Source organism: Pseudomonas ceruminis, assembly GCF_021602025.1.
Taxonomy (GTDB): Bacteria; Pseudomonadota; Gammaproteobacteria; order Pseudomonadales; family Pseudomonadaceae; genus Aquipseudomonas; species Aquipseudomonas ceruminis.
In genome coordinates this window covers 138,768-160,505 of record NZ_BQHW01000011.1, presented here as the reverse complement: position 1 = coordinate 160,505, position 21,738 = coordinate 138,768, and the positions used below count along the sequence as shown (strand labels likewise).

19 protein-coding genes are annotated in these 21,738 nt (G+C 61.3%); 13 read left to right on the top strand and 6 right to left on the bottom strand.

All coding sequences use genetic code 11. The annotated features are described in order from the left end of the window. Positions 1–14: 14 nt before the first annotated feature. Positions 15–233: a hypothetical protein gene (locus L6D80_RS15050; RefSeq protein ID WP_054903657.1), complete on the bottom strand. Its 219-nt coding sequence runs from the start codon at positions 231–233 to the stop codon at positions 15–17. 174 nt (positions 234–407) lie between these two features. Here L6D80_RS15050 and L6D80_RS15045 point away from each other — a divergent pair, with 174 nt between their 5' ends. Then, on the top strand, positions 408–1,124 hold the full coding sequence (locus tag L6D80_RS15045; protein ID WP_054903656.1) for a hypothetical protein: 717 nt from the start codon (positions 408–410) through the stop codon (positions 1,122–1,124). A 147-nt stretch (positions 1,125–1,271) separates the two neighbouring features. Here the strand turns inward: L6D80_RS15045 and L6D80_RS15040 are convergent, their stop codons facing one another. Then, a complete protein-coding gene (locus tag L6D80_RS15040; RefSeq protein ID WP_176512728.1) occupies positions 1,272–2,435 on the bottom strand; it encodes an AAA family ATPase in 1,164 nt (387 codons plus the stop codon). A gap of 196 nt (positions 2,436–2,631) precedes the next feature. On the opposite strand from L6D80_RS15040, the gene L6D80_RS15035 reads away from it, so the two are divergent. Further along, positions 2,632–3,756 (top strand): hypothetical protein, encoded by a 1,125-nt coding sequence (locus tag L6D80_RS15035; RefSeq protein WP_176512727.1) that lies wholly within the window; start codon positions 2,632–2,634, stop codon positions 3,754–3,756. A gap of 101 nt (positions 3,757–3,857) precedes the next feature. Here L6D80_RS15035 and L6D80_RS15030 read toward each other — a convergent pair whose 3' ends face one another. Both L6D80_RS15030 and L6D80_RS15025 read right to left on the bottom strand, forming a co-directional pair. Then, positions 3,858–4,400 carry a P-loop NTPase family protein gene (locus L6D80_RS15030; protein WP_176512726.1) on the bottom strand — a complete coding sequence of 181 codons (543 nt, stop codon included), beginning with the start codon at positions 4,398–4,400 and terminating at the stop codon, positions 3,858–3,860. Between the two features lie 299 nt (positions 4,401–4,699). Beyond that, positions 4,700–5,281, bottom strand: coding sequence for a hypothetical protein (locus tag L6D80_RS15025; RefSeq protein ID WP_176512725.1), 582 nt, complete (start codon positions 5,279–5,281; stop codon positions 4,700–4,702). Positions 5,282–5,414: 133 nt separating this feature from the next. Here L6D80_RS15025 and L6D80_RS15020 point away from each other — a divergent pair, with 133 nt between their 5' ends. Continuing rightward, positions 5,415–6,263, top strand: coding sequence for a hypothetical protein (locus tag L6D80_RS15020; RefSeq protein WP_176512724.1), 849 nt, complete (start codon positions 5,415–5,417; stop codon positions 6,261–6,263). Next, positions 6,263–7,693 carry a hypothetical protein gene (locus L6D80_RS15015; RefSeq protein ID WP_176512723.1) on the top strand — a complete coding sequence of 477 codons (1,431 nt, stop codon included), beginning with the start codon at positions 6,263–6,265 and terminating at the stop codon, positions 7,691–7,693. The genes L6D80_RS15020 and L6D80_RS15015 overlap by 1 nt, the downstream gene beginning before the upstream one ends. A gap of 178 nt (positions 7,694–7,871) precedes the next feature. Here L6D80_RS15015 and L6D80_RS15005 read toward each other — a convergent pair whose 3' ends face one another. Next, positions 7,872–8,117 carry a hypothetical protein gene (locus L6D80_RS15005; protein WP_054901736.1) on the bottom strand — a complete coding sequence of 82 codons (246 nt, stop codon included), beginning with the start codon at positions 8,115–8,117 and terminating at the stop codon, positions 7,872–7,874. Between the two features lie 340 nt (positions 8,118–8,457). On the opposite strand from L6D80_RS15005, the gene L6D80_RS15000 reads away from it, so the two are divergent. The 6 genes from L6D80_RS15000 to L6D80_RS14975 all read left to right on the top strand — a co-directional run bounded on the left by L6D80_RS15000 (position 8,458) and on the right by L6D80_RS14975 (position 16,199). Further along, entirely contained in the window at positions 8,458–9,336 is an 879-nt protein-coding gene (locus L6D80_RS15000) for a helix-turn-helix transcriptional regulator (RefSeq protein ID WP_054901737.1), read from the top strand. A 465-nt stretch (positions 9,337–9,801) separates the two neighbouring features. Further along, positions 9,802–11,358 carry an ABC transporter substrate-binding protein gene (locus L6D80_RS14995; protein WP_176512739.1) on the top strand — a complete coding sequence of 519 codons (1,557 nt, stop codon included), beginning with the start codon at positions 9,802–9,804 and terminating at the stop codon, positions 11,356–11,358. A 16-nt stretch (positions 11,359–11,374) separates the two neighbouring features. Then, complete coding sequence (locus L6D80_RS14990; protein ID WP_176512722.1) at positions 11,375–12,316, top strand: ABC transporter permease; 942 nt, start codon at positions 11,375–11,377, stop codon at positions 12,314–12,316. Next, positions 12,313–13,188 carry an ABC transporter permease gene (locus tag L6D80_RS14985; protein ID WP_176512721.1) on the top strand — a complete coding sequence of 292 codons (876 nt, stop codon included), beginning with the start codon at positions 12,313–12,315 and terminating at the stop codon, positions 13,186–13,188. Before L6D80_RS14990 ends, L6D80_RS14985 begins: the two co-directional genes overlap by 4 nt. Positions 13,189–13,190: 2 nt before the next feature. Beyond that, a complete protein-coding gene (locus L6D80_RS14980) occupies positions 13,191–14,819 on the top strand; it encodes an ABC transporter ATP-binding protein (protein ID WP_176512720.1) in 1,629 nt (542 codons plus the stop codon). A 111-nt stretch (positions 14,820–14,930) separates the two neighbouring features. Further along, the gene (locus L6D80_RS14975) at positions 14,931–16,199 is read left to right on the top strand and encodes an OprD family porin (RefSeq protein WP_176512719.1); all 1,269 of its coding nucleotides are present in this window, start codon (positions 14,931–14,933) and stop codon (positions 16,197–16,199) included. A gap of 5 nt (positions 16,200–16,204) precedes the next feature. Here the strand turns inward: L6D80_RS14975 and L6D80_RS14970 are convergent, their stop codons facing one another. After that, positions 16,205–17,080, bottom strand: a complete 876-nt coding sequence (locus L6D80_RS14970) for a GntR family transcriptional regulator (RefSeq protein ID WP_176512718.1) — start codon at positions 17,078–17,080, stop codon at positions 16,205–16,207. Between the two features lie 185 nt (positions 17,081–17,265). Here L6D80_RS14970 and L6D80_RS14965 point away from each other — a divergent pair, with 185 nt between their 5' ends. From L6D80_RS14965 to L6D80_RS14955, 3 genes are read left to right on the top strand one after another with little or no spacing between them, the layout of a single operon-like run. Continuing rightward, a complete protein-coding gene (locus L6D80_RS14965) occupies positions 17,266–18,765 on the top strand; it encodes a serine hydrolase domain-containing protein (RefSeq protein WP_176512717.1) in 1,500 nt (499 codons plus the stop codon). Positions 18,766–18,789: 24 nt separating this feature from the next. Further along, entirely contained in the window at positions 18,790–20,094 is a 1,305-nt protein-coding gene (gene aptA, locus L6D80_RS14960; protein WP_176512716.1) for an omega-aminotransferase AptA, read from the top strand. Beyond that, positions 20,091–21,515 carry an aldehyde dehydrogenase family protein gene (locus L6D80_RS14955; RefSeq protein WP_054901746.1) on the top strand — a complete coding sequence of 475 codons (1,425 nt, stop codon included), beginning with the start codon at positions 20,091–20,093 and terminating at the stop codon, positions 21,513–21,515. The genes aptA and L6D80_RS14955 overlap by 4 nt, the downstream gene beginning before the upstream one ends. Positions 21,516–21,738 lie beyond the last annotated feature (223 nt).

Below are 21,738 nucleotides of genomic sequence, written 5' to 3'. Positions count from 1 at the left end.
GCTGCAGCAACGCTTTACAGCTGCGCTTTCTGCTGCCGGGAGCGCTGAAAGCGGGTGACAGTGATCTGGACGGCAGCTGCCACGAGGCACAGCAGGCCGATTTTCCAGCTGCCTTCCAGGCCGTAATGCTCGGCTATCTTTCCAGTAATGATGACGCTAACGAAAATGGCGACAGGCAGAATCAATTTGTTCATCGGGTCTTCCAGCAAGCTGCAAAAGGCGTGAATGAACATGCGCTCATCCAGCGGAAATGACGCGATCTTAGCAAATCCATTTCCGGCTTTGTGGCCACATCCTGGCCTGGGTGTGGTCAGCTGCCCGTATCGCGATAATGGCAAAGGGGCACCATGGACTTCCGCCACTTAGCGCCCGAAACTGATCAGCTCGTACCTAGACCAAGGCAGGTCATGAATAACCTGAAACGCACAACCTCCCTCCTGTTACTGCTGGCAGTCACCTCGTTAACCGCCTGTGTCCCCTGGAAACGGGAACGCGCCGCCTACGCGGACCTTTGCGACTCCGAGTTCCAGTTCAAGGTGCCAGGCCCGCAGGGTGAAACTACGCTCTACCTGGAAACCTACCTCTACGACCACGCCGCGCAATGGGGCGAGAAGCGCTACGAGCAAGGCCTTTACGTGCAGTACCCGGGCGAGGAGTACAAGCGGCCGGAATTCTTTGTGCAGCTGATCGCCTACAACAAAGACCGACAGCGCCCGTCGACCGATTCCAAACGGGGGGAGCCGCCGATCCCGGTCCTCTACGACAGCCGCCAGGCTTACATCACCTTTGAAGACGGTTCACGTTTGAATGCACGGCCGGAGGTGTACCTGGGCATCAACGATATCTACGACTTTCCGTGGGTGAGTGAGAAAACCGCTCGGCCATCGCCGTATGACATCAACAGCGACGAAGTGCACCGGATGATCCCCAAGATCACCAACAACAAGCGCTACGGTTCGGCCTATGTGATCTTCCAGACGGACAAGTTCGATGCGGACTCCAAGTGGACGATTCATCTCGGCGCGCTGGATGTTCAGGGCCGCAAGGTGCAGATTCCGCCGCTGAAGCTTTGCTATCACCCCGTGAAAAAGTGGATCGGGATCGAGCCGCTCATGCGGCCTTGAGCGCACTTTCAAGGGAGGCCTGGCGTAGGCCCCAGGCCTGCTGTTGGTCAGCCATCGCCAATGGGGCCGCTGTGACACCGGCAAAGCCGGTGCCGGGCACCGCGTGCCTCCATTCGCGGGTTACTGTACCAGCCTTGGTATTTGGAGTCAGTCAACCCACCGCCAAAGCGGCTCGTCAAGCATCCCGGCCCCTAGCAACTGCGTCCGCCCGTGGTGCTTCTCAAGCTCCAGCACATTGCACCCGTCGCACGCGGTCAGCGCGTCGATCAGCGGCTTGCTGTGCGACACTACCCACACCTGGCTACGTTGCGAGGCGCGGATGATCAAGCGTGCCAGCGCAGGGAGCAAATCGGCATGCAAGCTGGTTTCCGGTTCGTTCAGCACCATCAGCGACGGCGGGCGCGGTGTCAGCAGCGCGGCCATCAGCAACAGGTATCTCAAGGTGCCGTCCGACAATTCAGCTCCCCCTAGCGGCCGTAGCAGCCCATGCTGGTGTAACCGCACGCTGAACAGCCCTCCCGCAGGAGCATCTATCTCCAGGCGGCTCCCGGGAAATGCGTCATCCAGCGCCGCGACCAGGTCTTCGACATCGCCAATCTCGATTATGGTCTGCAGCGCCGAAGCGAGGTTGCGCCCATCGTGATGCAGCACCGGCGACCGTGTGCCCAGCTGTGGCTGTCGGCAAGGCGCGTCGCGGTCGATGCGAAAGTGGTCATAGAACCGCCAGCTGTTGATGAAGGCGCGCAGCTCACCAATTTCCGGCGCCTGGCGGGGCCGCCCGACGATGTTGAAGAAGCTCTCGCCGCTGTCAGCATGCTGATCGAGCACTGTCCAGCCGTTGCCCTCGCGGGCCCGCACCATGGCGTTCTTGCGCTCTACCAGCAGGGAAGCGGGGCGATAGGCGCCAGCGCCCCAGATGGCTTCGCACTTGATCTCAGGGTCGAGCATGAATGCGGAGGGATAGGGCAGGGGAATCGGTAAGCCGAGGGAAATGGCAAAGCCGAAATCCTCGGTGGCGAAACCGAGCCGTAGGCGTTTGGCGTCGCTCGGGTGCTGGCCTTGGATGGGCACCTCGCCGCGCCTCATCCGCGCACTGGTTTCTGGTCCGGCCCACCAGGTCGAGTCCAGGCCGCCTTCGCGGGCAAGCGCCTCAATCACGCCGCCCTGAGCGGTTTCGGCGAGCAGGCGCAGGGCTTTGTACAAATTGGATTTGCCGCTGCCGTTGGCACCGGTCACCAAGTTGAGTTGGCCTAGTGGCAACACAAGATGGTTGATCGAGCGGTAGTTGCCGATGGCGAGGGTGGTGAGCATGCGGTGCGTCTCCGTAAGAGCATCCCTTGTGACATCCGTGAACAAATCGCGAAACAGCACTCACGCCCGTCTTGCTAGGATGCACTGTCGACCCAAGGGGCACGGACTGCGGGCTTCCGAGCACTGGCAGTGTACCCGCAGTGCTATCTGATCGCGACGTTACAGCAAGGCCAAAATGAGTTGGGGAAAGGACGCCATGAACGGTATCAACCACGTGCAACGCTTGTATTCCATGGAAGGGGCAACTCATCTGTATTCGAGTGACCCTGCCATGCTCACGCCGGCAGACCTCTACACCGTGAAACACGAGCCAGCGCACTTAGCTGCGCTGGAGAACTGCAACATCTACCTCATCGTCCGGCGGCCACGCATCCTTCTGCAGCCGGAGCGATTTACGTTAAACGGGCGGAGGGTAGCAGGCAATTTCCTGGTTCACCGTGCTCATGGCCCTGTAACGGTGCCGTTTGAATACGACATACCGCAGAGCTGCATACCCGCCAACGTGCCCATTGTGGACGTTGCCATTGCCGCTAATGGCGTGGCCATGGTTGCTATCACGCCGCATGGCCAGCAAATGGTGGCGGTTAGCGTGGTCATCGCATCATCAACGCATGCGCTGACCGACGCAGATACGGCCATGGAAGTGCTCTATGTTGGGCAGGGTATTGGTCGCACCCGTGCGCGTACTGCGCTGGACAGGCTTCAGTGCCACTCCACATTGCAGAGAATTCTTGCCGACACACTGACTAACTTTTACGAGCGGGAGGTATTGCTACTGCTGTACCGCTTTGAACATGGACGTACCATCGTAAGCAATGGTGGAGATTTCAACGTCAGCTTTCACGCAGACGATGAAGCGGATTCGGCACACTTCAAACGCCTCCAAAACGTACGGCTCAAGCGGCATGAGGTTGTCTCCCTTGCCGAAGCGGGACTCATCAATTACTTCAAACCCTATTACAACAGCCTGCTCAAGACGACGAGCTTCTCGGCGAAAAACAAGCTGAAGGTTCTCAAACAACTATTGTCGAAGGGCCCAACGGGTCTCATCGTGGAGCTTTCGACCGTCAATCTACGTTCGCGTATTGGAACGTCCTATGCCGTACCGGTTGATCTTGCCAAGCGCTATGCGCCAGATGTACTTGATGGACGCAACATTCCTGACCTTGAAACGCGTGAGCTGTGGCATGAAGAGTTGAGAAGGGTGGCTCATACCCACTTTGCTAAATTCGCGCTGACCACTGCTCAGGAGCGAGAGTCTTTCATGCATGGCACAGTGTTCCTCAAAGACAGTGAGGGCGACAAATTCGAAGTTTGCTGAGTCTTGCCATGCCATTTCGGTAGCTGCGTCCAGGCCAATCAGCTCGGGCCCCTCGCGCAACGGCAGATAATTCTATTCAACGGGTAGACTTGTAACGCGCTTTAAACTCCGTTGATCATCGTCGCAGGACCGCCCTGGGTGGCGGGCAGTCCTTCCAGAAACGCCCTGACTTCTCGCTTGCCACGCAAGTGAAGCGTAGGCACCTGCGGCCCGACCTTTAGGCGGACTGCTTCGATGTCTTGCCGGTAACCCTGGTCGAACGTCCACACGAACTTCAGAAACTCCAGGTCGAACCTTTCTTCGCAACCCGCCGCACGATCAGGCCGCGGCTGGTTTCGAAGGAGGCGCAGCAGTACCCGCATGAAACAGGTGAGCCGTGGCGTGTCGAGCCAGATGACCAGGTCAGCGCGCGGCAAGCGCAGTTCGAACGTGCGGCGTGCATAGTTGCCCTCGCAGACCCACGTATCGCCCTCGACTGCATTGCGCACACGGTCGCGGAATTGTTCGGCATCCGGCTCGGCCCAGCCGGGCTCCCAGAAGAGTTTGTCCAGGTGAACCACGGGCAGGTTCAGGCGTTCGCCAAGGGCGCGGGCGAGGGTTGACTTGCCGCTGCCGCCGTTGCCTAGGATGACGATGCGTTGCATGAGGACTTCCTGTCGGGGGCAAACGGGCGATTGTATGGCTGAAGTCAAGGCTCAACAACAGTGCGTTAACCGCTTCGCATGCTTGCCGAGCCTCAGAAATTGGCACCCTCCGCCGAAATTTCGAAGAACCTTCATGCAGTGCTCCAGACTTTGTGCATGGCGCTTCGAGAGAAGGGCCTTGTACCTTGGCCGTGCGACGTGGCATCAAGACTCTTATCGCCCTGAGCGAAGAAGCCGAGGAGCGCTGGTGCCCAGCGATGCGTGAATGCATCGGTCCCGTGCTGAAGCAGCATTAAGGCTCAAGCGCAGTCGTACTTTACCCAATCGGCAAACCGCTTTGTCATGAACGCCTTGCAGCCAACTTCTACTTGCTCCTGGCGTGATACCGATTGTTGAGCAGTCAGCTTTTCAATCAACCATCCGCCGACTCCAGCCAGACCTAGTTGGGCGGCACTGCGCCATATCGATGAGTCAGCTACCTGGGATGCTTCGACGCTGGCTTTGGCGTGCGTAACACCATCGCTGTCGCTATAGAAATGAGTAGCACTATTCACAGGCAACGGATCCTGTGCGGCCTCGCCTGTAGCGTGGATCAACGCTTTGGAGCCCGCGATGGAGTAGACACAACCGTTAGCTTTTTCTGTGCGTTCGAACACCTTCGCATAAGCCTTCGCTGCTGCGTTCTCTTCAAAATCACCTAAGAACAGGACTAGCTGATCGCTGTCGAGCGTGCACTTGGCGGCTTCGTAGTCCTTCACGTTCCACAATCGGCTCTGATAGCCGGTATACGCCTGAATCCCTGCTTCGATGATGTTGGCGGCGCTGACATAATCGTCGGCATAAACCACTGTTACCTGCTTTGGGGGCATGGTGAAGCTCATTGCTATCTATCCCTGTGACGGCGAAAAGGGGCACTTTGTAGCGCAAAAAGCGATTTGATTAAAGGCCAATTGCCATCATGGTCGATTTCATTATGATGTGGCGCTTTGCCATAGCTGAGATGGAATTCGCTTTATGTTCAATGGTGACCTGAAGAAAAACGCGCTCGAGCAACTAGAAAAGTCGCGCAAGCGCCAGGTACTGCTGGCTGCGGAGGTCGAAAAGGGGTGTACTGAGCTGCACGGCGTACGCCATCAGGTCAGCACCGACCTGATGAGAAAGGTTGAAGGTTACATCGAAACCTTAGCGAACAAACCCAAGGAGTTTGAGAAGTCCTACCAGGCCTTCAAAGCCGAAGGTCGATCATTCTGTACCTTGGTCGACAAACTAAAGATCGAAGCAGACAAGGTTGAATTTACTGCGGGCTCCTCGGCCGCTGCAGGTGTGGCCGCAGGTGTCGGTACTGCGGCGTTTGCCCCTACCGCTGCTATGGCGGTTGCCACGACTTTCGGTACCGCTTCCACAGGTGCAGCGATCTCTGGCTTGTCGGGTGCGGCCGCCACCAATGCCGCACTCGCTTGGCTGGGCGGCGGTGCCATTGCCGCAGGCGGTGGCGGCATGTCGGCCGGGTCGGCACTGTTGGCCTTGGCGGGCCCTATTGGCTGGGGTATCGGCGCTACTGCTCTCGTGGGTGGTGGGTTGTATGCACGTAGCAAGAACAAGCAGATTGCCGAGGAGGCCGATGGGCATCGTGCACAGATCGAAGTCTCGATCCGTAAGTTGAACGTCGCCAAGGAGTGGGTGACACGCATGATCGGTAGCACCGTGCAACACGCCAACGGCGTTAGCGAATTGCTCGGTGTGCTGGTGCGTACCGCACCGCGTAACTATCAGCAGTTCGATACCGGGCAAAAGGATATGCTCGGTGCATTGATCAACCACATGAATGCCTTAGGGCCGCTGCTTAACAAGGCACCCCAATAATGGGGCGCGATCAGATGGGCACGGTTCGCGATCAAGTTAGTGGGCAGGTAGTTGAGGGTATCAACGCCGTCCGTGAGCATGTCATTAACAAGCTCCAAGATGCCCAGGATGGCGCTTTCCAACGGGCGGTCGAACAGATTGATAAGGTGCGCGAGTTCCTGGGCGACCCCTCTAAGATCCTGGGAAATCCGCTTACCAAGCATGGTGAAATCGCTGAGCAGGTTGAGGTCGGTGTCCGCAACGCCCGATCCTTGATTGAGCAGCAAGGTATTGTTGCAACGTTCGAAGGCGTGGGACGTACCGCGCCGGAAGACTTCCTGCTCAATGGCATCGCGGTTCAATCGAAGTTTATCAACGGTGCCAATAATGGGCTTAGCCATGTGCTGGAGCACATGGCTAAGTACCAGAGTTTTGGCAGGGATGGGTCGTTCTATCAGATTCCGAAAGACCAGTACGAAACCATTGTCCAGGTGATGAATGGAGAGGCGGGGCCGTTGAATGACAAATCCGTCAGAGCCATTCTGGCTAAGGTAAAGGAGATTGAAGAGGCGTCTGACAGACCATTCCAGGATGTTGTGAAGCCCAGCCTGCAGAACTATGCCGATCCACAGCAGGGTAAGGTTCTCGACACCCTCAACCAGGAGCAAGACCGGCTTGCTACGCGCAATGAGCAGCGCAAGGGGGATATTCGTATCGAGAATGGACCGTCACTGGCTGAAGTGGCCCAGGCTGCTGCAATCGCTGGTGCCGTTGGTGGTGCGATCGGGCTTACTACGGCCCTGTATGGAAAGTACAAGGATGGCAAGAACGCTTTTAAAGGTGATTTTACTGTTGAGGATTGGGCAGAGGTTGGTATCGATACGAGCAAGGCTGCCGTAGGTGGTGCCATTGCGGGTGGCTCGATCTACCTGATGACTAACTTTGCTGGGATGGCCGCGCCCTTTGCGGGCGCTGTAGTCAGTGCGGCGAAAGGCGTCAGTACGCTTCTCGCTGATTACCATGCAGAGCGTATCGATTTGGATGAGCTTATGAGCTTGGGTACTGTGGTCTGTGCCGAGTCTGCCATTGTTGGTATTGCCACGGCAGCCGGGCAAACACTTATTCCAATCCCTGTAATTGGGGCGATTGTCGGCTCCGTTGCGGGCAAGATGTTCGCTGAGTTTCTCAAGGGACAGTCAGCTCAGATTCAAGCTGCGATGGACGCCCGCTTGGCCGAATACTTGTCAGTGGTCGATCAGCAGTGCCAAGCGCTACTAGCTGACATTCTTCGAGCGTTCGACGAGCTGGGCGATCTGATGACTGTTGCGTTCGACATCAAGCACAATACTCAGCTTCTCCAAAGCAGCGTGGTGCTCGCGTTGACGCTTGGGGTAGCACCTGACGTTGTGATTACCACTCATGAGGAACTTGACGCATTCATGATGGGTTAAGCGTGGCTTGTAGCAGTAAAGGCGTACTGATCCATTCATCGCGCTTGAGTGGGCATGATCCGTATGCCTAACATCAAGGATGTGCTGACGCTGCTGTCGACGCAGCGAGCCAGTAGGATTTTAGGGCTGCTGCCACACAGGTGGCGTTGCCGTGCAAGACGACTGGCCCGGCCCCACCTCAGGCTTCAGGAATAAGCCCCATCAGCAGGTGCACCTGGCGCTGCAGCTGACTCACATGTTCACGTTCGGCGCGAAGCGCGGAGCGCAGCTCGGTGTTCTCCTGCTCATGGATGCGCGCGGTGCGCTCCAGGTCGCGATCACGTTTCAGCAAGTTCCAGATATCGCCCATGCGTGCATGCTGCAGGCCCTGCACCAGCAGCATGGTGCCGGTTACGCCCAGCAGAGTGATTTCGAGAGCTTCCATCGTAAGGCTTCCTTGAATAGTGGCTTTGTGCCGGTAAGCAGGAAGATATGTCTATTGAAATTACATGTCGATAATGGTGACTTGTACAGGTAAATGAATGGTACAGGTTCGGTGCGGATCTTACCGGTGGCGGGCGAGGCATTCTGATAGTGCGATAGGTGGTGCAGCCGCCGAATGCCGTGGCGTGTACACGTTCAAGGTGCTGGCGCTCATGTACGTCAATGCGGCGGTACATATGTCTGTTTAGTTTACATATGCGCCATTCCTTGCTCCGCCTGTTGCCTGACACGTAAGATTGAACGACACGCCAAACAGCTTGGCAGTCCTTGCAGGATCCTGGATGAAACGCACACAACGAATGGAACAGACGCGCTGGGACCTGGCCTTGCGTTACCGCCTGATTGAAACGGTGGTCTGGTGGGAGGGGCGACTGACGACCAACCACTTGATGCAGAGTTTTGGTATCAGCCGCCAGCAGGCATCCAAAGACATCAACACCTACATCACCGATTACGCGTCGAAGAACCTGGTCTATGACAAGCAGATAAAAGGCTACGTGCCCACCCGGCAGTTCAAGCCGCTGTTCATCGATGACAGCGCCAGTGCCTACCTGGACCTGCTCAACCAGAACAACGAGCGTGCGCCACATATCGAGGGCCTGGCATTGGCCTATGGCCACACTGAAGTGCTCAGGGTCCCGGACCGTTCGGTCAAGCCTGAAGTGCTGCGGCCGCTGCTCAAGGCCTGCAGGGAGAAGCGGCGTCTGGACATCGACTACGTGTCCTTCAACAGTCCGGCACTGGAAGGCCGCACCATCGCGCCACATACCCTGGTCTACACCGGCATGCGCTGGCATGTGCGGGCGTATTGCGAGAAGAACGGCAAGTATCGCGACTTTGTCCTCAGCCGTTTCCGTGGTGTGCCCGAGTTGCGTGATGATGAAACCGAGAACGGCATAGACGGCGATGTGGAGTGGAACACGCCGATCGAAGTCATCTTCAAGCCGGATGAGCGGCTGACCGACGCGCAGCAGGCCATCATCGAAGTGGACTACGGCATGGTCGAGGGGCGCTTGGTGGTGCCTAGCTCGTTGGCGCTGGCCAAGTATGTGGTGCGGCGCTTCCATGTAAACCCGAGTGTTCATGACGCAAGGCCCGAGGCCCAGCAACTGGTACTGGCCAACCGGGCAGAGCTCAAGCCCTGGCTGAGCCTGGACTGAGAGGTCGCTGTTTCACCGGAAGCGACCGCTTCGCCTCTAGCCATGGTGGCGCACTAAAAAGGCCGTGAAATGGCCTACCTTGGAGTTCCCTGCCACCTGGGTTGCCTCCGGGTACCCCAGGCATATGCGCCTGCGCGGCTATTTACGCATCCCACGCACCGTTCGACGCAGTTCCCATTCCCGCACCGATATTTCCCCTGAGCCCAACCCGTGTATTCCAACGCCTGCCACGGCGAGCCCGCTTGATTAGCATGGTGTGTATTTTTATCAATAAAAAAACATTTACATTCCAATCGAACGCTGTGAATATGTCCCTGCAAGCCAAAAAAAACAAGATCGCTTCCGGCGCTGATCCCCGTCAGGCCATAACAAGAACGATACGATCAGAACCTTGAGACCGGGCCTGCCTCGCCGGTCCTTCAGCGAAGGAGAACCTCTCCCGTGCATCGCTTCCGTAATCCCGCAATGGGTCGTACCTTGCAGGCGCTGGGCCTCGCGACCCTGACCACCCTGGCACCTCACGCGCTGGCTGAAACCACGCTGCGTGTCGGCCTGGGTGCCGACATCCGCAGCACCGAGCCGGGCGTCAACCGCGACGAAAACACCGACACCGTCATCCTCCATGTGGTCGAAGGGCTGGTAGCCCACCGTGAGGATGCCTCGGTCGGGCCGTTGCTGGCGCAAGCGGTGCAGGTCTCCGACGACGGGCTCACGTACACCTTCACCTTGCGTGACGGGGTGCATTTCCATAACGGCGCAACGCTGAGTTCGGCCGATGTGAAATGGACCTGGCAACGCTACCTCGACCCGAAGACCCAGTGGCGCTGCCTACCTGAGTTCGATGGCCGGGGCGGCGCGAAGATCGTCGATATCGCGACGCCTGATGCGCAAACCGTGGTGTTCACCCTCGACCAGCCCAATGGGTTGTTCCTCGCCTCGATGGCGCGCCCTGACTGCGGTGGCGCGGGCATCTTCCACCCGGATTCGCTGGCCGCCGATGGCCGCTGGAAGGCACCCGTGGGCACCGGGCCGTTCACGTTCAGTGAATGGAAGCCCGGCCAATACGTGCTGCTTGAGCGCTTCGAGCACTACAGCGCGCGCAATGAAGCCGGCCCCGATGGCTTCACCGGCAACAAGCAGGCGCTGGTCGATAGCGTGCGCTTCATGATCATCCCCGACCCCTCGTCGGCCAAGGCTGCGCTGCTGTCGCGCAATGTCGACCTGCTGCCGGACGTCACCGCCAGCGATGCCCAGGAGCTCAAGGCGCTGCCGGGCATACAGGTGTCGGCAAGCCCGATCATGGCCATCTGCGGCCTGCTGTTCCAGACCAACGACCCGTTGCTCAAGGACCTGCGCATTCGCCAGGCCATCGCCCACTCCCTGGACTACGCACAGATCGTCAATGCCCTGTCCAACGGCCTCTCGCAGCCCAACAACTCGGCGATCCCGAGCACCAGTGCGTTCCACGACGAGGTGGCCAAGCAGGGTTACAACTACGACCCTGCGCAGGCCCAGCGCCTGCTCAAGGACGCCGGCTACAAGGGCCAGCCGATCAAGATGCTGGTCAACAAGCGCTACCAGCAGATGTTCGACATGGGCGTGTTGGCCCAGGCGATGGCGCAGGCCAGCGGGTTGAACATCCAGATGGAAACCCTCGAGTGGGGCACCCAGCTGGAGCGCTACCAGAGTGGCAACTACCAGATGATGTCGTTCTCCTACTCCTCGCGGCTGGATCCCGCCCTGGGCTTCGACTCGCTGATGGGCGACAAGAGCAAGGAGCCGCGCAAGGTCTGGGACAACCCGCAAGCTCAGGCACTGCTGCGCCAGGCGACGCGTGAAAGCGACACGGCCAAGCGCCAGGCGCTGTTCGATCAGTTGCACGGGATGATGATCCACGACACGCCGATGGTGATCATCTACAACGGCACGGTGACCGGTGCGCTGCGCGACAGCGTGCAGGGCTATCACTCCTGGCCGGTGGCCAAACCACGGTTGTGGGGCGTCAGCCTCGCGGCGAAGTAGGGTAGGGGCCTGAACGATGTTGCGCTTTATCCTGCAAAAGCTGGGCATGGCCGTGCCGACCTTGCTGCTGATCTCGGTGATGGTGTTCGCCCTGATCCGCTTGATACCCGGCGACCCGGCACTGTTGATGCTCGGTGACATGGCCGACCCGCAAAGCCTGGCCGACATGCGCCAGACCCTGGGCCTGGATCACTCAGTGGTGACCCAGTTCCTGATCTGGTTCAAGGCGGTGCTCAGCGGTGACCTGGGCTGGTCCATCAGCACCCGTGAGGCGGTGTTGCCGCTGATTTTCGAGCGCTTCGCGGTCAGTGCCAGCATTGTCCTGATTGCCGTGTTGCTGGCGACCCTGATCGCCGTGCCATTGGGCGTGCTGGCGGCCTGGAAGCAGAACAGCGCGCTGGACCTGGGGCTGGTGATGAGCGCCACGCTGTTGCTGTCGATCCCCAGCTTCTGGCTTGGCCTGCTGCTGCTCTATGCCTTCGGCATCAAGCTCGGCTGGCTGCCGGTGGTGGGCTATGTCAGCTTCGGCGAAGCGCCGTGGCAGGCGCTCAGCTACCTGGTGCTGCCGATCGTCACCCTGACCCTGGTCGAAGTCGGTGCCATCGCCCGCATGGCCCGGGCCAGCACCATTGAGGTGTTGCGCCTGGAGTACATCGCCCACGCCCGCGCCAAGGGCCTGTCGGAGCGTGCCGTGCTGTGGCGCCACGCCTTGCGCAATGCCTTTGCGCCGACCTGGACGCTGGTCGGGCTGATCCTCGGCAACCTGCTCGGCGGCATCGCCGTGCTCGAAACCGTGTTCACCCTGCCGGGCATCGGGCGGCTGATGGTCGATGCGATCTTCGCCCGCGACTACCCCGTGCTGCAGGGCTGCCTGCTGCTGATCACCTTCGTCTATGTGCTGGTCAACTTGTTCGTCGATCTGCTCTACCCACTGTTCGATCCAAGGGTGAAGTTATGAGTTCGAAACCCTCCTGTGTGCCCTTGGCGACGCTGGACGTGCCTGTGCGCAAGGCACCGCGGGCCTGGCCGCCGGCCAACGCGCTGATGGGTGCTGGGCTGCTGCTGGTGCTGGTGCTGTTGGCCCTGCTGGGCGTGTTCTGGACCCCGTACGACCCGCTGCGCATTGACCTGCTGGCGCGTTTCCAGGCGCCTTGCGCCGCGCATTGGCTGGGCACCGACGAGTTTGGCCGTGACGTGTTCAGCCGGTTGTTGATTGGCGCGCGTACCAGCCTGTGGATCAGCCTGCTGTCGGTCAGTTTCGCGGTTCTTGCCGGAACCTTGATCGGCATGCTGGCGGGCTACCTGCGTGGCTGGACCGACCGCGTGCTGATGATGTTCAACGACGCACTGCTGGCGTTCCCGGGCATTCTCATGGCCCTAGGCATCATGGCGGTCATCGGTGCCAGCCAGTACGGCATCGTCCTGGCCCTGGGCATCGCCTACACCCCTTCGGTGGTCCGTGTGGTGCGGGGCAGCGTGATGTCGTTGCGCGAGCTGGAGTTCATCGAGGCGTCGCGGGTCATCGGCAATTCCGAGCTGTACACCATGCTGCGCCATATCGCGCCCAACTGCCTGGCTCCCCTGTGTGTGCTGGCCACCAGCATGTTCGGTTGGGCATTGCTGTCGGAGAGCGCCCTGAGCTTCCTTGGCCTGGGCGTCCCGCCGCCGGCGGCCACCTGGGGCAACATGCTCGCCAGCAGCCGCCCGTACATTGCCTCGGCAAGTTGGCTCGGCATTTTCCCTGGCGTGTTCATTTGCCTGGCGCTGCTGGCCATCAACCTGTTCGGCGATGCCCTGCGCGATCGTCTCGACCCCCGGATGAGGAAGTGATCATGTCCCAGTCAACCCCCCTGCTGCGGGTCCGTGACCTGCAGGTTCGCGTGGGCGAGCACGGCGTGCTGGCGGTCGATGGCCTGAGCTTCGACATGGCACCTGGCGAGATCGTCGCCCTGGTGGGCGAGTCGGGCAGCGGTAAAACCATGGCTGCGCGTGCTGTCATCGGCCTGCTGCCCCTGCCGATGCAGGTGTGCGGCGGCAGCCTGGACTTTCGCGGCAGTGACCTCACGCGCCTCGACAGCCAGGCCCTGCGCGCCATCCGTGGCGCGCAGATCGGCATGGTGTTCCAGGAGCCCATGGTCTCGCTCAACCCGGCCCTGACCATCGGCCGGCAGATGGCCGAGGCGTTGCAGCTTCACACCCGTCTGGGCCCGCAACAGATCCATGAGCGCTGCGTGCAGATGCTCCAGCGCATAGGCATCCGCGATGCCGAGCGTTGCCTGAAGGCCTTCCCCCACCAGTTCTCCGGTGGCATGCGCCAACGCATCATGCTGGCCTCGGTGATGCTGCTGCGGCCCAAGCTGTTGATCGCCGACGAACCGACCACGGCGCTGGACTGCCTGGCGCAACTGGATGTGATCGAGCTGATGCTCGAACTTACCCGCGAGCAGGGCACCGCCGTGCTGTTCATCAGCCACGACCTGTCGCTGGTGGCGCGCTATGCCCACAAGGTCGTGGTGATGCGTCACGGCAAAGCGGTGGAGCAGGGCGCGATTGCCGACATCCTTCTGGCGCCCAAGGCCGAATACACCCGTCAGTTGCTGGAGGCTTTGCCGCGTCGCGGCGAGTTGCCACCGCTGCCTGCCAGCGACGGGCCCTTGGTGCAGGTCGATCAGGTGTGCATCGAGCACCCGGGCCCCGCCAATTTCTGGGGCAAGCGTCAGTACAAGCGCGTGGTGCACGCCGCCAGCTTGAGCATCGCACCCGGCGAGACCTTGGCCCTGGTCGGCGGCAGCGGCTCGGGCAAGACCACCCTCGGGCGCTCGCTGGTCGGGCTGGTCAAACCGTGCGCGGGGTCCATCCGCTTCAGGGGCGTGGATATCCTCAAGGCCGCCAACCGGACTCACCGGCTGCAGTGCCAGATGATCTTTCAGGACCCGTTCTCCTCACTCAACCCGCGCATGCGTATCGGCGAAATCCTGATCGAGCCGCTACGCCACGAACCGGGCCTGAATGCCAGCGAGCGGCGTGAACGGGTTTTGCAGACCATGCGTGACATCGGCCTGCCGGAGGCATTCGCCGAGCGCTTCCCGCATCAGCTGTCCGGTGGTCAGCGCCAGCGCGTGGCGATTGGTCGGGCGCTGGTCCGGCACCCGCAGTTGGTCATCGCCGACGAACCGATCTCGGCCTTGGACATGACCATCCAGAAGCAGATTCTCGAGCTGTTCGAGCGTCTCCAGGCCCAATACGGCTTTGCCTGCCTGTTCATCTCCCACGACCTGGCGGCGGTAGAGCGCATCGCCCACCGGGTCGCGGTGATGCACCAGGGGGAGGTCGTGGAGGTGGGCGACCGCGAGCAGGTCTTCGACCACCCGCAACACCCGTACACAAGGCGACTGCTGGCGGCCGCCAGCCCGCTGGAACAACTTGACGACGGTAGTTACCGAATACGTCGCACCGGTTGAGCTGACCCCTGACTGACGCCCACACGCCGGCTGCAAAACCGGCGTGAGGGGGGAGTCATGTCCAAAAAAACAATAACAACACTCTCACAATGACTGCCGGGAGCCAGAAACATGAGACGCATCCACCTGAACGTACTGTTGACCGGTGTAGGCCTGATCAGCGCTCAAGCCCACGCCGAATTCATCAAGGACAGCAAGGGCTCGCTGGAACTGAAGAACTACTACTTCAACCGTGACTACCGGGAAGACGCCGGGCAATCCAAGCGCGAGGAGTGGGCCCAGGGCTTCACCCTGAACTTGCAATCGGGTTTTACCGAGGGCGTGGTCGGCTTTGGCGTCGATGCCGTTGGCATGCTCGGCCTCAAGCTCGACTCCAGCCCAGACCGCTCGGGCTCCGGCCTGCTGGCACGGGACAACGAGGCTGAACCGGGCAAACCGAGCTATGCCAAGCGAGCCCAGGACGAATACTCCAAGCTCGGTGTCACCGGCAAGGTGCGCGTTGCCAAGAGCGAACTGCGCAGCGGTCACCTGCTGCCGGACCTGCCGACACTGCAGCCGAACACCAGCCGGATTTTCCCGCAGACCTTCCGTGGCACGCAGGTCAGCTCCGGGGACATCCCGGGCCTGGCGCTGATCGGTGGGCAGATCGACCGGGTGCGCCAGCGCGAGTCGACCGACTATGAGGAAATGGGCCTGACCAGCCAGAGCGGTGCTTATCGCAGCACTGCGAAGAGTGATCGTTTCCGCTTCGCCGGGGGGGACTACAAGCTGACGCCGAGTCTGCTGCTGACCTACCACTACGCCCAACTGGAAGACATCTACCAACAGCACTACGTTGGCCTGAAGCACAGCTTTGCGCTGGGCGGCGGCGCGCTGAAGACCGACGTCCGCTACTTCGACGCCGACAAATCCGGCGCCGGGCTGGCGGGCAAGGTCGACAACCGCGCACTGAGTACCCGCTTGGCTTACAGCTATGGCGGCCACACTTTCGGCGGTGGCTATCAGGAGCAGTTCGGCAGTACCCCGTTCACCTACGTGGACGGCACCAACACCTTCCTCTTTTCCGAGTACCAGTTGAGCAATTTCTCCCAGACCAAAGAGCGTACCTGGCATGCGCGTTACGATTACAACTTCGCGGCGCTGGGCGTTCCGGGTCTGAGCTTCTCGACGCGCTGGGCCAAGGGCGACCAGGCCGTGGTCAAGGGCTTCGATGGCCAAGCCCGGGAGTGGGAGCGCGATATTGACCTGGGCTACGTGATTCAGGGCGGGCCGCTGAAGGGCGTGTCGCTGCGTTGGCGCAATGCCCTGACCAAGGCCAACTACCTGCGCGACATGAACGAAAACCGAGTGATCATCGGTTACACCGTGGCGCTCTGGTAATGGACCTACGCCTTGCTCCGCGCCACGCCCATTTTGCTCGCGACCTCCAGGTGGCGGTGGAGCAGGGTGGAGGCCCATTCGTTATCGCCTTGCTCCAGCGCATCGAGAATTGCCAGATGCTCCCGGCACGAGACCTTGACCCGCTCGACGTTGTTCACCGAATGGAACTCGGTCAGGCGGCGCAGGCGGTTCTGTTGCTGCACCGCCTGAAGGATGTAGGCATTGCCCGACGCTGCAGCCAGCAACTCGTGGAACTGGGCGTTGCTTTCGAAGAAGTTCTTGCTGTCGGCGATGCCGTCGAGCAGGTCCAGCTGCTGCTTGCGGCAGCGTTGCAACTGCTCCTGATTGAGGCGAAAGGTTGGCTCCAGCAAGCCGGCGGGCTCGAGCAGCATGCGAAAGCGGTAGCTCTCGAAGCGCGTTTGCCTGTCGCTCAAGGTCGGCGCGAACTGCCAGCCATGGCCGTGTTTGCGCTGCATCACGCCTTCGTCGGACAGCCGCAACAGGCAGCGGCGCAACACGCTTTTGCCTACGTTGTAGCGGCGCAGCAGGTCGCTTTCGGAAATCTGGTCCGGCAGCGACTGGCTGAGGCGGTCGTCAATCAGGCGCGCATACAGCGCGTCCTCTTCGTTTTGCAGCTCGCCAGCGTTCATTCCCACCACTGTCGGCTCCAGCGGCACACGAAAGCCGTGGTTGGCCATCGGTTCGATCAGTCGCTGGTCGGCCAGGTATGCCAGCGCACCGCGCACCGGCGAGCGCGAGACACCAAAGCGTTCGGCCAGCTCCACTTCCTTCAGATGGTTGCCGGGCGCCAGCTCGCCGCTCTGGATGGCCGAAAGGATCTGGCCAGCAACCTTGGTCTGCAGCGAAGTGAGTTGAACCATGGACGATGTCGTTCCTGTGACAGGGGAGAGAAGCCTGCCTGGCATGCCCCCGGCCTAAGGCCCGGGGCGCATGGAACACAGGCAGCGCGAGGTACAGCGTTGCAAAAACCTATTTACTCATCTTTGTTTTATTTTGCATATAAAAACATAGATGGTCGCCAGCGTTATTTTAAGGAACACCCGTGATGAGTTACATCCCACTTCCCCGCGCCTTGCCCCAGGACAAGGGTGTCGATCCGCAGGCCATCGTCGATTTCATCGAGGCCGTACAGGCCGATGGCCTCGAGCTGCACAGCTTCATGCTGTACCGCGACGGCGCCGTGGTCAGCGAGGCGTTCTGGCGGCCCTATGCCGCGCGGCGTCCGCATGTGCAGCACTCGGCGACCAAGAGCTGGACGGCCACCGCAATCGGTTTGCTGATCGACGACGGGCGTCTGGCACTGGATGACAAGGTGGTGGAGTTCTTTGCGCAGTTGTGCCCGCCGCAGGTCAGCGACAACCTGGCGGCGATGACTGTCGAAGACCTGCTGACCATGCGCACGGGGCATCGCCGTGGTATCTCCGGCGGCGATTGGCGCAATGTCACCAGCAGCTGGGTGGAGGCGTTTCTCAACGAACCCGTCGATGAGGCTCCAGGCAAGGCGTTCATCTACAGCAGTGCCAGCAGTTTCATGCTCTCTGCCATCGTCACTCAGGTCACCGGCAAAACCCTGCACCAGGTGCTCGACGAGCGGGTGCTGCGCCCTATGGGCATGGACGCGCTGCACTGGGATTTGGCGCCAGGGGGCTACAACAGTGGCGGCAACGGCTTGAGTTGCACCAGCGAGGACTCGCTGAAGTTCGGCGTGCTGCACCTGCAGCGTGGGCAGTGGCAAGGGCAGCAGTTGTTGTCCAGCGAGTGGGTCGATGCCGCCACCCGCAACCAGGTCGATGACGTGTGGATGGGCGAGTTCGACGGCAAGCAATACCTGCCGCGTGACGCTGGCAACGCCGCGAGCAACCGCCGCGAAGGCTACGGTTACCAGTGGTGGATGATGCGCAACGGCGGTTACTACGCCTCTGGCGTGTTCGGCCAGCAGTGCATCGTGTTGCCGGCGCAAAACACCGTGATCGTCTTCACCAGCGGCCTGCGACTGGGCGAGAAGCGCCTGCACGCGGCGCTGTGGGCGCACCTGTTCCCAGGCCTTGGGCGCACCGCACAAGCGCCGGATGCCGCGCAGGCCAAGCTCGATGCGCTGATCGATGGCCTGCGGTTGCCCGAACTCGAGGGCGCCAGCGAGTCTGCCGCTGGCGCCGAGCTGGCAGGGCGTTACCGGATTGAACCGAACGAGGACCAGGTACGTGAAATTGCCCTGGCCTTCGATGCCGAGGGCTGCGACTTCACCCTGGTCGATCACCGCGGTACCCATCACGTTCGAGTCGGCTTGCGCCAACCGATCGAATCGCTGACCGGCATCACCGGCAACTACCTGCACCATCAGTACCAGCCTGAGCAGACCCCGGTGGTGGCCCAGGGACGCTGGGATGCCGCAGGCGGCCTGCGCATGCGCTGGCGTTTTGTCGAGACCGCCTTCACCGACCACGTCGACTGCCGCCTGGAGCAGGGCGTGCTGGTGTTCGACCGCGGCGTGAACACCAACGCCGGCGCCCTGCAGCGCCCGACCCTGCGCGGGCACCGTATCTGAATGCTTTTTGAAAGGAACGACGTCATGACTCAGCCTTTGCACACCGGCCTGTGGGCCCCCTTCACCCCGATGCGCGACTTCGCACGCCAGCCGATGCTGTTCGAGCGCGCCGAGGGCATGCATTACTTCACCCCTGAGGGGCGTCCGGTGCTGGACGCCATGGCCGGGCTCTGGTGCGTCAACGCCGGCCATGGCCATCCGCGTATCGTCGAGGCGATCCGGGAAGCGGCGGGGCGTCTGGACTTTGTCTCCTCGTTCAAGATGAGCCACCCGGATGCCCTGCGCATGGCCGATGCGCTGGTCGACATTGCCCCGCAGGGGCTGGACAAGGTGTTCTTCACCAACTCTGGCTCTGAGGCCGTGGATACCGCGCTGAAGATTGCCCGTGCCTATCACCAGGCCCGGGGCGACTGCCGGCGGACCAAGCTGATCGGCCGCGCCAAGGGCTACCACGGCATGGGCTTCGGCGGGTTGTCGGTGTCGGGTATCGGGCGACAGAAGCGCGATTTCGGCCCGCTGCTGGGCGACGTCGCGCATCTGCCGTTGCCCTACGACGCCAGCATGCGCTTCAGTGCAGGCCAACCCCAGCAGGGTGCCGATTACGCCGAGGCACTGCTGCAATTGCTGGAGGTGCACGACCCGGCCACGGTCGCGGCGGTGATCGTCGAGCCGGTGACGGGCTCGGGTGGCGTGTATGCGCCGCCGCTGGGGTATTTGCAAAAGCTGCGTGAGGTCTGCGATCGCCACGGTGTGCTGCTGATCTTCGACGAAGTGATTACTGGCTTCGGCCGCTTGGGCGAATCGTTTGCCGCGCAGGCGTTCGGCGTGGTGCCCGACCTGATGACCACCGCCAAGGGGCTGACCAATGGAGCCGTGCCCATGGGTGGCGTGCTGGTCAGTGGCGCGGTCTATGAGGCGTTCATGCACGGCCCGGCATCGGCCATCGAGCTCATGCACGGGTATACCTATTCGGCTCACCCTCTGGCCTGCGCTGCGGGCCTTGCCACCTTGGCGGTTCACCAGGCGCTGGGGATCAATGCCCATGTCCAGGCGGTAGCGCCGGTCTGGCAGGCCCAGGCGCTGGCCTTGCGCGGTCACCCGGTTGTACAGGATGTCCGGGCGATCGGCCTGTTGTGTGCGGTGCAACTGCGCGGGCGCGAGGGCGCACCTGCTCCGGCAGCAGACGTGGCGCGCCTGTGCTTCGAGGACGGCGTGTTGGTGCGCGCGTCCGGTGACAACATCGTGCTGTCGCCGCCCCTCATCGTCTCGACTGAGCAGATTGGTCAGATCTTCCACACCTTGCGCCGTGCGCTGGAGAGGGTGGCATGAACCCGCTCGACTTCTACATCGATGGTCGTTGGGAAACGCCGCTCGGGCGGCCGACCCAGGCGTTGATAAATCCCCACGACGAGCAGCCTTTCAGTTGCATCAGCCTGGGCAACAGCGACGATGTCGACCGTGCCGTAACGGCTGCCCAGCGGGCCTTTGTCCAGTATTCACAGTGGCCCCGTGAGCAACGCCTGGAGCTATTGGCCGCCATCATTGAGGGCTATCGCCAACGTAGCGAGGAGCTGGCCCAGGCCGTTCACCAGGAGATGGGCGCACCGCTTTCGCTGGCCCGCAGCGCGCATGTCCCTGCCGGGCTTGGGCATCTGCAGCGTGCCTATGAGGTGCTGCGCGACTACAGCTTCGACCGTATGCACGGTACCACCTTGATCACCCGGGAGCCCATCGGGGTGTGCGGGTTGATCACCCCTTGGAATTGGCCGCTCAACCAGCTCACCTGTAAGGTCGCCCCGGCGTTGGCCGCTGGCTGCACCATGGTGCTCAAGCCCAGCGAACGGGCGCCGCTGTGCGCCATGCTGCTGGCCGATGTGTTGCATCAGGCAGGCGTGCCAGCCGGGGTGTTCAACCTGGTCAATGGCGATGGGATCACGGTGGGCGACCAGATTGCCCGGCATCCTGGGGTCGACATGGTGTCGTTCACCGGCTCCAACGTGGCGGGTGTCGCGGTGTCCAAGGCGGCGGCCGATACGGTGAAGCGGGTGTCGCTGGAGCTGGGCGGCAAGTCAGCCAATCTCATCCTCGAAGATGCTGATTTCGACGCGGCGGTGCGCCATGGCGTCAGCGCGTGCATGCGTAACAGCGGCCAGTCGTGCAATGCGCCAACGCGGTTGCTGGTGCCTCGCCATCGTCAGGAACGGGCCATCGAGATCGCGCGGGAGGTTACTGCCCGGGTGTGCTTCGACGACAGCGACCCTGCCACGAGCATGGGGCCGCTGGCCAATGCTGCGCAGTATCTGCGGGTCCAGGGCATGATCGGGGCAGCCATGGCGCAGGGCGCTCGGTTGGTCTGTGGCGGTGTTGGTCGCCCGGGAAATGCTACGGCGGGGTATTTCGTCCAACCCACCGTGTTTGCGGATGTCACTTCGGACCTGGCGATTGCCCGCGAGGAAGTGTTCGGCCCGGTCCTTGCGATCATGCCGTATGACACCGAAGAACAGGCCATTGCCCTGGCCAATGACAGCGCTTATGGGCTGTCTGGCTATGTGACGGCGGGTGATGTGCAACGTGCCCGAAGCATGGCCCGCCGCTTGCGAACCGGCATGGTTCACCTCAATGGCTGCAAGGCTGACAACGGTGCGCCGTTTGGCGGGTACAAGCAGTCCGGGAATGGGCGGGAGTGGGGGATCCACGGATTTGAAGAGTATCTAGAAACGAAATCGATCTTCGGTTACGCGGCGGATTGAACAGGCGCGTACTGAAAAGCCGCCTCTGGTTTATCTGGGCATCCATTGCGTAGGCATGCCCGGATCTTGCCCATGCGTTGCCTGGTGTCCGGCATCAGGCCGGCGACCTGGGAAGAGCCCGCGCGGCACCGATCCTTGATATCTGCACCCCCATCCGTTATAGATAAAAAGGAAACCATAAAGAAAAGAGGCCTTTGCAGCCCCCATGCACGAGATCACACGT

Excerpts from the sequence above, each read along its gene's own strand:
- L6D80_RS14985 (WP_176512721.1), top strand. The coding sequence starts at position 12,313 with ATGAGTTCGAAACCCTCCTGTGTGCCCTTGGCGACGCTGGACGTGCCT.
- L6D80_RS15035 (WP_176512727.1), top strand. The coding sequence starts at position 2,632 with ATGAACGGTATCAACCACGTGCAACGCTTGTATTCCATGGAAGGGGCA.
- L6D80_RS14990 (WP_176512722.1), top strand. The coding sequence starts at position 11,375 with ATGTTGCGCTTTATCCTGCAAAAGCTGGGCATGGCCGTGCCGACCTTG.
- L6D80_RS15045 (WP_054903656.1), top strand. The coding sequence starts at position 408 with ATGAATAACCTGAAACGCACAACCTCCCTCCTGTTACTGCTGGCAGTC.
- L6D80_RS14955 (WP_054901746.1), top strand. The coding sequence starts at position 20,091 with ATGAACCCGCTCGACTTCTACATCGATGGTCGTTGGGAAACGCCGCTC.
- L6D80_RS14975 (WP_176512719.1), top strand. The coding sequence starts at position 14,931 with ATGAGACGCATCCACCTGAACGTACTGTTGACCGGTGTAGGCCTGATC.
- L6D80_RS15040 (WP_176512728.1), bottom strand. The coding sequence starts at position 2,435 with ATGCTCACCACCCTCGCCATCGGCAACTACCGCTCGATCAACCATCTT.
- L6D80_RS15000 (WP_054901737.1), top strand. The coding sequence starts at position 8,458 with ATGAAACGCACACAACGAATGGAACAGACGCGCTGGGACCTGGCCTTG.
- L6D80_RS15050 (WP_054903657.1), bottom strand. The coding sequence starts at position 233 with ATGTTCATTCACGCCTTTTGCAGCTTGCTGGAAGACCCGATGAACAAA.
- L6D80_RS15020 (WP_176512724.1), top strand. The coding sequence starts at position 5,415 with ATGTTCAATGGTGACCTGAAGAAAAACGCGCTCGAGCAACTAGAAAAG.
- L6D80_RS15005 (WP_054901736.1), bottom strand. The coding sequence starts at position 8,117 with ATGGAAGCTCTCGAAATCACTCTGCTGGGCGTAACCGGCACCATGCTG.
- L6D80_RS14980 (WP_176512720.1), top strand. The coding sequence starts at position 13,191 with ATGTCCCAGTCAACCCCCCTGCTGCGGGTCCGTGACCTGCAGGTTCGC.
- aptA (WP_176512716.1), top strand. The coding sequence starts at position 18,790 with ATGACTCAGCCTTTGCACACCGGCCTGTGGGCCCCCTTCACCCCGATG.
- L6D80_RS15015 (WP_176512723.1), top strand. The coding sequence starts at position 6,263 with ATGGGGCGCGATCAGATGGGCACGGTTCGCGATCAAGTTAGTGGGCAG.
- L6D80_RS14995 (WP_176512739.1), top strand. The coding sequence starts at position 9,802 with ATGGGTCGTACCTTGCAGGCGCTGGGCCTCGCGACCCTGACCACCCTG.
- L6D80_RS14970 (WP_176512718.1), bottom strand. The coding sequence starts at position 17,080 with ATGGTTCAACTCACTTCGCTGCAGACCAAGGTTGCTGGCCAGATCCTT.
- L6D80_RS14965 (WP_176512717.1), top strand. The coding sequence starts at position 17,266 with ATGAGTTACATCCCACTTCCCCGCGCCTTGCCCCAGGACAAGGGTGTC.
- L6D80_RS15030 (WP_176512726.1), bottom strand. The coding sequence starts at position 4,400 with ATGCAACGCATCGTCATCCTAGGCAACGGCGGCAGCGGCAAGTCAACC.
- L6D80_RS15025 (WP_176512725.1), bottom strand. The coding sequence starts at position 5,281 with ATGAGCTTCACCATGCCCCCAAAGCAGGTAACAGTGGTTTATGCCGAC.